Annotated in this window: 9 protein-coding genes; 5 read left to right on the top strand and 4 right to left on the bottom strand. The window is 46.1% G+C overall.

The window, feature by feature from the left end:
• The first annotated feature begins 8 nt into the window (after positions 1 to 8).
• Positions 9 to 3,029, top strand: a complete 3,021-nt coding sequence (locus J2I46_RS09365) for a serine hydrolase domain-containing protein (RefSeq protein ID WP_207328737.1) — start codon at positions 9 to 11, stop codon at positions 3,027 to 3,029.
• A gap of 46 nt (positions 3,030 to 3,075) precedes the next feature.
• Here J2I46_RS09365 and J2I46_RS09370 read toward each other — a convergent pair whose 3' ends face one another.
• The 3 genes from J2I46_RS09370 to J2I46_RS09380 all read right to left on the bottom strand — a co-directional run bounded on the left by J2I46_RS09370 (position 3,076) and on the right by J2I46_RS09380 (position 7,018).
• The gene (locus J2I46_RS09370; protein WP_207328738.1) at positions 3,076 to 5,724 is read right to left on the bottom strand and encodes a carboxypeptidase-like regulatory domain-containing protein; all 2,649 of its coding nucleotides are present in this window, start codon (positions 5,722 to 5,724) and stop codon (positions 3,076 to 3,078) included.
• Between the two features lie 50 nt (positions 5,725 to 5,774).
• Positions 5,775 to 6,593: a GLPGLI family protein gene (locus tag J2I46_RS09375; protein ID WP_207328739.1), complete on the bottom strand. Its 819-nt coding sequence runs from the start codon at positions 6,591 to 6,593 to the stop codon at positions 5,775 to 5,777.
• 251 nt (positions 6,594 to 6,844) lie between these two features.
• Positions 6,845 to 7,018: a hypothetical protein gene (locus J2I46_RS09380; protein ID WP_207328740.1), complete on the bottom strand. Its 174-nt coding sequence runs from the start codon at positions 7,016 to 7,018 to the stop codon at positions 6,845 to 6,847.
• 310 nt (positions 7,019 to 7,328) lie between these two features.
• Here J2I46_RS09380 and J2I46_RS09385 point away from each other — a divergent pair, with 310 nt between their 5' ends.
• Both J2I46_RS09385 and J2I46_RS09390 read left to right on the top strand, forming a co-directional pair.
• The gene (locus J2I46_RS09385; protein ID WP_207328741.1) at positions 7,329 to 7,931 is read left to right on the top strand and encodes an RNA polymerase sigma factor; all 603 of its coding nucleotides are present in this window, start codon (positions 7,329 to 7,331) and stop codon (positions 7,929 to 7,931) included.
• Entirely contained in the window at positions 7,928 to 8,632 is a 705-nt protein-coding gene (locus J2I46_RS09390) for a hypothetical protein (protein WP_207328742.1), read from the top strand. The genes J2I46_RS09385 and J2I46_RS09390 overlap by 4 nt, the downstream gene beginning before the upstream one ends.
• Before the next feature lie 17 nt (positions 8,633 to 8,649).
• On the opposite strand, the gene J2I46_RS09395 is transcribed toward J2I46_RS09390, so the two are convergent.
• Complete coding sequence (locus J2I46_RS09395; protein WP_207328743.1) at positions 8,650 to 9,828, bottom strand: acyl-CoA dehydrogenase family protein; 1,179 nt, start codon at positions 9,826 to 9,828, stop codon at positions 8,650 to 8,652.
• A gap of 315 nt (positions 9,829 to 10,143) precedes the next feature.
• Between J2I46_RS09395 and J2I46_RS09400 the strand changes: the two genes are divergently transcribed.
• Entirely contained in the window at positions 10,144 to 10,851 is a 708-nt protein-coding gene (locus J2I46_RS09400) for a porin family protein (RefSeq protein WP_207328744.1), read from the top strand.
• A gap of 108 nt (positions 10,852 to 10,959) precedes the next feature.
• Positions 10,960 to 11,679, top strand: coding sequence for a porin family protein (locus J2I46_RS09405; protein ID WP_207328745.1), 720 nt, complete (start codon positions 10,960 to 10,962; stop codon positions 11,677 to 11,679).
• Positions 11,680 to 11,726 lie beyond the last annotated feature (47 nt).

Consider the following 11,726-nt stretch of genomic DNA (forward strand, 5'->3'; position numbering starts at 1 on the left):
TCTTCTGAATGACTGCTTTTCGCCAGACACTGCTGAGTGTCCTTTTCGTGCTGTCTGTTTCTGCCCAATTGCTTGCCCAGACAGCCGTTGCGCCCGTTCGTAAACCACTTGCTTTACCGCCCACAGCGCCAACCTTCCTGCGCGATACAGAGCGCTCAGGCCGCTGGGCCGACTCGATTATGGCCGATATGCCCCTCGAACAGCAGGTTGCTCAACTCATCATGGTGGCGGGCTACTCGAACCGGACACGTACCTATGAAGACTCGCTGACCGATCTGGTACGTACCTGGAAACTGGGTGGCGTTGTTTTCTTTCAGGGTGGACCCATGCGGCAGGCTAAGCTGAATAACCGCCTGCAAGCCGCCTCGCAAGTGCCGCTGCTGGTGGCAATGGATGCCGAATGGGGCCTGGCTATGCGGCTGGACAGCACCGTTCGATACCCCTACCAGATGACCCTCGGCGGTATGCCGCAGGCGAGCGAAGGGCTGATTTACCAGATGGGTGCTGATGTGGCCCGTCAGGCGCGGCGGTTGGGCATGCACGTCAATTTTGCGCCCGATGCCGATGTGAACAATAACCCCAACAACCCAGTCATCAACTTCCGGTCGTTTGGCGAAGACAAATATGCCGTGGCGCGTAAGGCTCTCGCCTATATGAAGGGTATGCAGGATAACCAACTGCTAACCAGTATCAAGCATTTTCCCGGTCACGGTGATACGGGTACCGATTCGCACTATGATCTGCCACTGATTACCAAAAGCCGTGCCCAACTGGATAGCCTTGAACTGTATCCGTTCAAGGAATTGATCAGGGCGGGCGCGTCGGGCGTTATGGTGGCCCATTTGAGCATTCCGGCGCTCGATACCACACGGAATCGCCCGTCGACGCTTTCGCCGAATATCGTAACGGGTTTACTGAAGAATGAATTGGGTTTCGGTGGCCTGATCTTCTCCGACGCCATGAACATGAAAGGGATGACCAAATACTTCCCGTCGGGGCTGGCCGATCGGCGCGGTCTGGAAGCAGGCATGGACATTCTTGAGTTTACCGAAAATATTCCGCGTGCGGTGGCGCAGATTTGCCAGGCATATGACGAACGCACACTGTCGGCGAAAACGATTGTGGAGCGTTGCCGCAAAATGCTGGTGGCCAAATATTGGGTTGGTCTGAACCAGTATCGCCCCGTAGCCCTCGACGGGCTGGTGGCCGATCTGAACCGACCCGAGTCGGAGGTGCTTAATCGTCGGTTAACGGAAGCCAGCATGACGGTGGTAACCAATAAGCAGAACATTCTGCCACTGCAACGCCTCGATACGCTTCGCCTCGCGTCGGTATCGGTTGAGGCCATTGCCCCCACCACATTCCAGAACCGCCTGGGCGATTACACATCCGTGACACCTTACCAAATTTCGTCGAAATCGACCGACGCGCAGATCAACGCTCTGCTCGACTCGCTCAATCGGTTCAACGTGGTGCTGGTTGGCGTGCATCTGAACAACATTCGCCCCGGTGCAAATTATGGTGTTCAGACCCGCACGGCCGAGTTGGTTCAGAAACTGGCCAACACGGGCAAGGCCGTAATCTCCGTTTTTGGTAATCCGTATGTGCTCGATCGCCTGCCCGACCTGGACAAAGCACAGGCGATTGTGATGCCCTACCAACTGACCAACCACACGGAAGACCTGTCGGCCCAACTGATTTTCGGCGCTATCGGCGCGGCGGGTCGGTTGCCCGTAACGGTCAACCAGACCTACCGGCTTGGTGATGGCATAACGGTGCAGCCCATCGGCCGTTTGAAATACACGATTCCGGAAGAAGTCGGCATCAGCAGCACGTACCTGGCGCAGCAGGTTGACTCGGTCGTGAACATTGGCTTACAGGCCAAGGCGTTCCCAGGTTGCGTGGTGCAGTTGGCGAAGGATGGCAAAGTCATTTTCCGCAAGGCATACGGCAAACACACCTACGATACGAGCCTGGGTGGCGACGCGCAGCCAACGAAACTCGACGACCTGTTCGATTTTGCGTCGGTGACGAAAATAAGTACGTCGACGCCCGCCCTGATGCGGTTGGTCGATGCCGGTAAGTTCAATATCGATGGTACGATGGGCGAGTACCTGCCCGGCTATCGTAAGTCGAACAAGGATACGGTTCGTTTTCGCGATGTGCTCACGCATCAGGCCAAGTTGAAAGCCTGGATTCCGTTCTGGCAGGATACGAAGAACCCCGATGGCACCTTCAAGAAGAACACGTTCAGCCCGGTGCGGTCGAGCAAATTCCCGGTCGAGGTGACGGATAGTCTGTTCCTGCACAAGAAATATGCGAAGACGATTTTTAACCAGATCAAAGACTCGCCGCTGAACGCCAAGAAAGAGTACATTTATAGTGATCTGTCGTTCTACCTCTACCCGCAGATTGTGCAACGGCTGACAGGAACCCCGTTCGAAACGTACCTGAAAGACAGCCTGTACCGGCCAATTGGTGCCACTACGTTGACCTATAATCCGCGCCGGTTTTACCCGCTGAGCCGCATTGTACCGACCGAGTATGACTCGCTCTTCCGCAAAACGTTGATCTGGGGCCGGGTGCACGACGAAGGTGCGGCCATGCTCGACGGTCTGTCGGGCCATGCCGGTCTGTTCGGAACGGCCAATGACCTGATGAAGCTGACGCAACTGTATCTGCAGCACGGCTCGTTCGGTGGGCAACAGTTGATCAACTCGGGGACCATCACCGAATTTACCCGTTACCAGTTCCCTGAACTAGGCAACCGCCGTGGACTGGGCTTCGAGAAGGCGGCCTACAAATACAATGGCAACGCGCCGAAACTCGCCAGCCCGTCGAGCTACGGTCACTCGGGCTACACAGGTACGTTCACCTGGATTGACCCCGCCGTTGGCCTGAACTACGTATTCCTCTGCAATCGGGTGTATCCTACGCGGAATAACAACAAGATCACCGAGCTAGGAATCCGCACGGGTGTGGCCGATGCGTTCTACCGCGCGATACGTCGAGGTAATAATGTGATGTGATGTGATAACAGGCAGATTTATAGAGGGTAAATCTGCCTGTTAGTAGCTAAAAAGAAAACCGGACTTTCTGGGTAATTTGCATTGGTCTTAACTCGTATGAAGACTCAATGTATGAAAAAGAAGTGAGCGTACCTGTTATTATTGATTTAGTATTCCAGATGTTAGACCAAACAGTTTCGAAATCAATTTTTTTCTTTGATAATGTTTGTCGAAATAAAAGTGTAGTAAATAAATTCTTTGTAGGTCCTGTTGTTAAATCATTAACATAAAAATCATTTTCTATAATTAGTGTACTGAACTTAGATGGGTGAAAATTGATTTTGAAAAAATGTTTTTGTTGAGAAGTATTTCGTGGAGTAGCTTTGTCGAAGTAGGTGCTATATATGGATAATCTATAATTATATTGAAATTCGACAAGCGTATTAATTGTCGTAAAAAAATCACATTCAGGATTGATACTTTGATTGGAAATAGTAATTAGTTGGCTATTCACAAGTTGTTCCTGAACGAGTTTTGTCCAATTTGTTTTTAATCTAATACTAGTTTTGATATAAGGGAAGTATTTGCTTATCTGGCCTATTATTAAATTCGAAAATGACTGGTTGGCTTGTGCGATAGCTGAATATTCTAAAGCTCCTGTTGCCGTTACGTTTGAACTATATAACAAATTATTCGTAGTGACGCTATGACTGTAAAATAAGCTTCCAAAAGTGGCTTTTGCAGGATCTCGATAGTTTAGACCAATTGCACTGGAAATTAATTTATTGTCTTGAAGGGGAACATCTCTTCTTTGAATAGTACGATAAGTTCGTAACAGGTAGCCGTAATAAATGTCTTCTATCTCACCAAATCTATTTCTGTAGGAAATAGTACTGTTTACAGCCAAAAGTGAATTTATATCAAAATTTAAATTGAATTTAGGTTCTAAAACTAAACGATTGAGCTGTTGACTTTTACCTGCTACTGTATCGCTAATTGAGAATTTGTAATAGTTGAGCGGAGAATCGATTTCCAAACGCCAAGCTCCTTTGCTGTATTGAGTTTTCAATTTAACGTATGTATTTAGCTTGAACCAATTGAGTTGGTTGGAAAAACGTTTATCTAAAAAACTTGTTTCTCCATTAATCAAAGAAGAAAGGCTACTATTTACTTTTAACGATTCTATGTTAAAACCAATAACAGAGGAAATAGTAAAATTACTTAAGTTTTTCATTAAACTTGCTGAGTTGTCAGAAACAAAAGAATTAGCTAGTACACTCTGATTTATTAAATCATACGATTCACCCTGATTGATAAGATCGGTAAACTGACCTGGATTCACTAATAATGATTGAGGTACCCTACTTAAAGAAGAATTAGATTGCACATTGATTAAACTTCGCTTTATTTTATATATAGTGCCAAATTCATTTTTTAACCAATAAAATGGATCGCTCAGATTTTGCGTAACTAGAGTTTGATTCATCAGGATTAATCCTTGCTGACTATCCCAATTTCCTTTTAATGAAAACTTATTTTTTATATACTTATTGCTATTGTTTTTCTGAAGAGTCAGTGAGGCTTCTATAGAGTTAAAGTAAAACTGATTGTATTTTTTCTCGTTCAAATTTATTGTATCAGACTGGGTGTAAAAAGTTGTAGATGTATTGCCCCGTTGTTGCTGATAATCATTTATATATGACAAATTTATTCTCAATTCAAGCTCATTAGCAAGTTTCTTAAGATAGTTTACTGTTCCTATATGTACATTGTTGATTAACCAACGAGTGTCATAAAAGGGAGGTGTTGCTATTGGTTGTAATGTGACCCAATCCTTTTTCTCGTCATCATTTTGTAATGGGTTGAATACTGTACCCGGCGAAATAGTCTTAAGCTGACGTGATACATTGATACCCGTATTGTTGGCTTGCCATGAGGCTATAAATTGATTGTTACGAGTAAATACCATTGGTGTCACATTTGTATCCCAAAGAAAAGGAGATATTCCTGCTCCCAGATGAGCGGTACCTGTCACAACTATGTTACTCTTTAATTTAATATTTAACGCAGCTCTATCTGAGAATACTAAGCTGTCTAGCATGCGAATAGGCTGGTGATTCTCAATAATTTGCACTTGAGAGACAGCATTAATAGGAAGGTTGTCATTGGCTAATCGATATTTACTCTCCAGTAAATCCAGCCCTTCAATATAATACTTATTGATTGGCTTACCCTGATATAAAATACGCCCATCTACTTCTATTTCTACGCCAGGTAACTTTCTAATTATGTCAGCAATTACTCGATCACTTTGGCTTTTAAACTCTTGTACTGAATAAGCGAGTGTATCGCCAATTTTTAATATTGGTGGAGGTTTAACGTTTACATCTTTCAATAAGATCGGTTGTGAATCCAGACTAATAACTATGTTCTGGGAATTATTGAGAATACGTTTTTCTACGGGTTTCCATGCTAAACCAGTTGCCTTAATTAAAATAGAATCTTGGTTAGACGTATATCGTATTGAAAACCTGCCATCATAATCGGTTATTGCATAAGCCGTAATTGTCGGTCCGTCGAGTGGTTGTAGAGTAACAATTATACCTGCCAGCGATTTACGCTGATGGTCGACAACTTTGCCGGAAATAACTGATTGCGCAGTTGCAGTGGAAACTAATAGGACTAAAAAAAACAAATAGATAAGTTTTTTTTTCATTATTTATTGAGGATAAGGGAGGAAATATAAGTTAATTATCTCATCCTAACTTATCTCAGCTCTAGTGGGTTATTATCTCTTTTACGATTGGCATACGATGCAGCTGGTACAGATTGAGATGAGCCATTTGGTGTAAATAATAAATCTGTAGGCGATGATCCAGTAGCCCTAGTTATACAACCGATTGGGTCTTTTCTACACTCTTCCCTTAGTATAAATGCTTTTGTCTGTTCTATCTCTATAGGCTGTTGTTTTCTGTAAGTGGGGACTTCAATTACTTGATCGCCTGTTTTTTTTAACGATACCATAGTAAAGGTGTAGTGGTTGCGTGTATCATTAATTTTTATAATTAGTCCAGGTAAGCCTCTAAATAGGTATGGACCATCAGGTATCGGAACTTCAGATGTAAACCAGGCTTCGTATTGTCTACCCGCATAATTTGTAATAGCTTTGGTACATGTATAACCAGAAATTATAGACTTGTCTTGAGTTATTGTCCAGTCCATTTTCTCTTTCACATAATACTTGTATGGTATTAAGCCAATTGTTTCAAATACTCTTACAGTATTGTCTGAGTAAGCTTTACTTATGAATTGCGGAAATTTAGTTGTGAATCTGTTTCTGCTATTTGCCATAAGTTCCCCTTCTGAAAGTAAACCATTCTTTACAAGTATGCTGACTGAATTTCTCTTAAGGAAAGACTCTGATGCGTAAACTGATCTGCCATCTGTTAAAATCAGTGAAAAATATTCGCTAGATTTTTGTTCAAGATTTGTAGAGTCAGCGCAGTGAGTAAGTTTGTAAGTAGCTTTATAATTTGGCTCGTTAAGGACAACTTGCACAAACGCAAGCAAGTATAAAAAGGTCATGGGCAAAGGCGTTTTAGAGATATAAATAGAGAATTAAATCATATGTAACAGGTCATCCTGAATTTGTACACTGACAGTATAATCTGTTACATATGATTTAGTTAAACTGTGCGTCAAGTTGAAACACTATGATGATTTATGAGGGCTCAATAGCATATAGCAGCTTCTAGGAAGGCAAACTGAATCTCAATATCAAATTGACCCCATATTTCTGTGGCATTATGTCGAAAGTCACAGACCGCACCGCAACATTACTGCCAGCAGGAAGCTAGTAGTAATGTTTTGGATTGTTCATTGAGATCAGCCGTACCTTTCTCTTTTACTACAACCACTGCGTTCGCATTCTTAGTGGTAGGATTATCATTGCTAGCTTTAGTTGAGCCGAAGGCTAGTAGCAACGCACAAGTGAACAGAATCTTTTTCATGTTAACTGGACTTATTGGTTAGTGGCTACTTTCAGTATTTTTTAGTGGCTGTTTCACCTTTTTCCACTTACTTACTAGGATATTGGTTACTAATTATTAAGTGCTTGTAAAGTCGAAAAAAATAATAAATAGTCACAAATGTCAATTATTATACGGTTAATGATAATGTGTTTATTTGATTTATAAGTACTTGTTAGTCAGTAGATTGATTTGGGAAAATAGGTAATTGTTATTTTTAAATATGGAATTATTCCGGTCGCGGCATCAATGAGTTGTCTTTGTTGTTCAACCGGAAAACAGCTCCGCTTGTATGTTTTTTAAACGATTCAGGAGCTCGCCGAATCGGTCGCGCCCCACTACCGATGCCGAGTTCGTTGCGGCCTACAAGGCTACGGGCAACCTGGACCTGCTGGGCGAACTATACGAACGGCACATGGAACTGGTGTACGCCGTCTGCTTCAAATACCTGCGCGATGAGGCCGAGAGCAAAGACGCTGTGATGCAGTTATTCGAACAACTGATCGTTGATCTGAAGCGGCACGATGTCATCAATTTCAAAAGCTGGCTGCATTCAGTGGCCCGTAACCACTGCCTGATGCACTTGCGTAGTCAGCGGGTGCGGGTTGGTGCCGGTGGCGATGCTGATTCGCTCGATGAAGACCGGCCAATCAGCGAAATGTTGGCTGTCTGGCCTGACGAGGACGACACGGCATTAGACGTTGAACGCCATTTAAGCCGACTTCCCGATGCGATGCACCGCCTGCCCGACCCGCAGCGCGTGTGTATCGACTTATTTTATTTGCAACAGAAGAGCTACGCCGAAGTAGCCGATCTGACCGGATACGACTTAAAACAGGTGAAGAGTTACCTGCAAAATGGTCGCCGTAACCTGAAATTGATCTTACAGAAATGAATCGCCATTCGTCAACATACCACCCTGCCGATCAACTTACACTCGATGACCTGCGAGCCTACCAGGCCGATCAGTTGAGCGGCCCCGCCCGGCACCGGGTTGAGCGTCTGATGCTCGAAAATCCGTTTTATGCCGATGCGCTTGAGGGGCTGGATGCGTTTCAGCAACAGGTGGGCGGAAGCCTGAAAGCCCAAACCCGTGAGTTGCACCTTGCCCTTCAGGAGCGGGTGCACGAATCGGCCACGACCCGCCGACTGATGCCGCTCTGGGTAACTAGTCTGGCGGCTTCAGTACTGCTGGTATTGGCTGTGTCTATCTACTTAATTTTCAATTCGGCTAATTCGCAGAAGAAAGCAACGCAGGCTGTTCGGGTGCTGCCTCAACACATTGAGCCCGGTACGGTATTAATAGACCCTGCCGATCTGGGTACGTCGGAAGTTGGCACAACAATGCCCAAAGCCCAATCGCTGGTTGCAAAAAGGAGCCAGGAGAAACCGCAGGGACAACCGGTGAAGATGGCGCGGAAAAGCCATCGTGGTCGTGCCAAGCGCCCGGTTGTACTTGTTGAGGACGCAGCATCAACGATCTCATCTGACTGTACGTTCTGCGTGATGGCTGATGATATACCGTCAATGCCTCAGTTCAATATGAACGTACCTGCTCGCCGTACCGTAAATACAGAACGCGCATTTTTGAACTGATCGGTAACGTACCCGGCTTACTGGTTATATGCTGGTTTATAGGCCACTGCATCAATCACGATTTTGGCGATGATCTCGCGCATGATCTCTGAGGTGCCACCGGCAATGGTGCCTACACGGGCGTCGCGGTAGGCACGGCAGATAGGGTAATCTTCGATGTAGCCGTAACCACCGAAAAACTGCAGGCAGGTATCGATCACGCGTTTCTGCATTTCCGAGGTGTACAGCTTGGCCATCGAGCATTCTTTCACCACGCTTTCACCCTGCGCAAACAGCCAGCAGGTATGGTACACAAACTGCTTTGCCATTTCTGCTTCCGTAGCAATATCGGCAATTTTGTGCCGGATAGCCTGAAACTTGCCGATGGGCTTACCGAATGCTTCGCGCTCCTGCAGGTACGTTAGCGTCCATTCTAATGCCATTTCAGTCCCTGAAACGGCCATAATCGCGGCTACCAGCCGTTCCAGCTGGAGGCTTTCCATGAGGTAGTAAAAGCCCGAATTTTCAGTACCAATTAGGTTTTTGGCAGGCACACGCACGTCGTCGAACCGGATCTCGGCGGTGTCAGACGAATGCCAGCCCATTTTGTTCAGCTTCGTGCGGGTGATACCGGGGCTATTCAGCTCAACCACGATCAGGCTAATGCCGCTGGCACCACGATCCGGGCTAGTTTTCACGGCCAGCGTTACAAAATCGCCATAGGTGCCGTTGCTGATAAACGTTTTGGCACCACTGACAATATATTGATCACCCTCACGGCGGGCCTGGGTACGTATGGCCGCTACGTCTGAACCCGTGTCTGGCTCTGTGATGGCCAGCGCGGCCACTTTATGCCCGGCAATAGCAGGGGCCAGGTACGTTTGCTTCAGATAGTCACTACCTGCTTTGGCAATGTGGTTGATCGCCATGTATTCATGTACGCTCACAGCCGTGGTAAAGCCGCCCATGCCGCAACGGGCCAATTCTTCCAGAAACACAACCGAAAACCAGAAATCGGCATCAGAGCCCCCGTAGGCTTCGGGGAAGGGGAGTCCCAGAAAGCCAAGCTCACCCATCCGCTGAAAGGCCGAAACCGGAATACGGCGGGCCGTTTCCCACGCTTCGGTATTGGGAACTACCTCTTTTTCGATGAACTGCCGAACGCTCTGCCGGAACAGGTCGTGGTCATCGGTGAAGTATAGTGAAGGTCGTTTCATTGAGTTTGTCTGATGAAGATTGTCGAACTGAATCGACTGGGTTGGGTCGTTGATTTGGTCGTAAATCCTATTGGAACGATGTGGCGTATATGTACCGGAGATGACCTTTCTCAAAGCTACAGAATCAGGGCCATTCACAAAAACTATTCCTTCTTTTGAAACAAACCCCCCGCATTACCGTTATCGGAACAGTCAATCAACGTAGAAATTTCATACTATTAGTCTGGCAACGTGATTTTTTGATCGTGTAAATAACTGATTGACAAATGATTAGGAATTACAAGTTGTTAGATTAAAACCATCAATCACTTTATTATGCAAAACGTACGTTTCGCTCTACTCTTCGTTACGCTTCTTTTGGTTCAGTCTATTGGTTACAGTCAGTCGCGGCAGCGGTGGAGTTTTGGTCCACGGGTTGGGCTAAATCTGACCAACTTTGTAGGTGGTGCCACCAACTTTGCAGGTAGTGACGTTCAAAATACAAAGCAGGTCCTATTGCCCGGCCTGTCTGCAGGATTGGGCTTTGTTTACAGCGATATCAGTCGTTTCGGCTTTGGCGTAGACCTGCTCTACTCACAACGCGGAACCATGATTAAAGATGGTTTTGGCCCCGGCACTGAAAAGGTGTATCGTGTCAACTACCTGGAATTACCGTTGATCGGCCGTTATTACCTGACTAGTGGTGGTAAGTTTCGGCCCAACCTTTATCTGGGTGCCGTGCCCGCGTTGCGGCTGAATGCCAAAGTTGACGTAGACAATGGTACAAATACCAATTACGCGGATGATACGCAGTCATATCGTGCAGCTGATCTGGGTCTTACAGGTGGTGTTCAGTTAAACTGGGGAACTGGCGATCGTCAGCACTTCACAATTGATGCCCGGTACACGCATGGTGTATCAAACATTTCGGCCAGAACGTCAGACCTTCGCAATCAGATGATCACTATTGGTTTAGGCTACAATTTTGGTATTGGTCGTCAGTATCAGCCTGGTGATCGTAAGCTACCTATCCGCCCCCGGTAGATTCTGCTTTATGCATGATATTCAATCAATTGGCATCGTGTGATACTGATTGTCAATTGATTGAATGATCAGTTTGTCAAACTACAACCATCAATTACTCACTACGTTATGCAAAATGCACGTTTCGCTCTACTTATCGTTTCACTTCTCTTTGTTCAGTCTGTAAGCTACAGTCAATCGCGGCAGCGGTGGAGTTTTGGTCCGCGTATTGGCCTTAACCTGACCAATTATGTAGGTAACGATGCGAAAAATCCGCTACTCAATGTGATCGATCCGGACTCTAGAGACAACCAACTGCTGCCAGGGCTGTCGGCGGGTGTTGGTTTTATCTACAGTGATGTCAGCCGGTTTGGAGCCGCCGTTGATCTGCTGTACTCACAGCGAGGAGTTCAGTCTCGTACCAATCTGGGGTCAGTGCCTACTACCTACATCAATCGCGTCAACTATTTGGAGTTGCCTATTACGGCTCGTTATTTCTTGAACCGATCAGGCAATTTCCGCCCCAACGTATTCTTTGGAGTTGTGCCTGCCTTGCGGCTTAATGCTTCTTCGCGTGAAAAAGCCGATAATAAAGACGTTAAGACTGATGTTACCCAGCTATACCGGCCGGCCGACTTAGGTTTAACGGCTGGTTTTCAGGCCAATTTCCGGGTGGGCGACCGGCAACGATTTACTGCTGATGCCCGATATACCCATGGTATTACCAATGTTGGCGTGAACAAGACTGATCTGCGCAACCAAATGATTACTGTTGGTTTAGGCTACAACTTCGGTATCGGCCGTGAGTATCGTCCCGGCGATCCTAAGTTGCCGATCCGTCAACGGTAGGAAGCAAACACGAATTATTTACAGCAAAAGAGCTCAGCCAGTAAACT

It is taken from the genome of Fibrella forsythiae, from assembly GCF_017353175.1.
GTDB classification, from domain to species: Bacteria; Bacteroidota; Bacteroidia; order Cytophagales; family Spirosomataceae; genus Fibrella; species Fibrella forsythiae.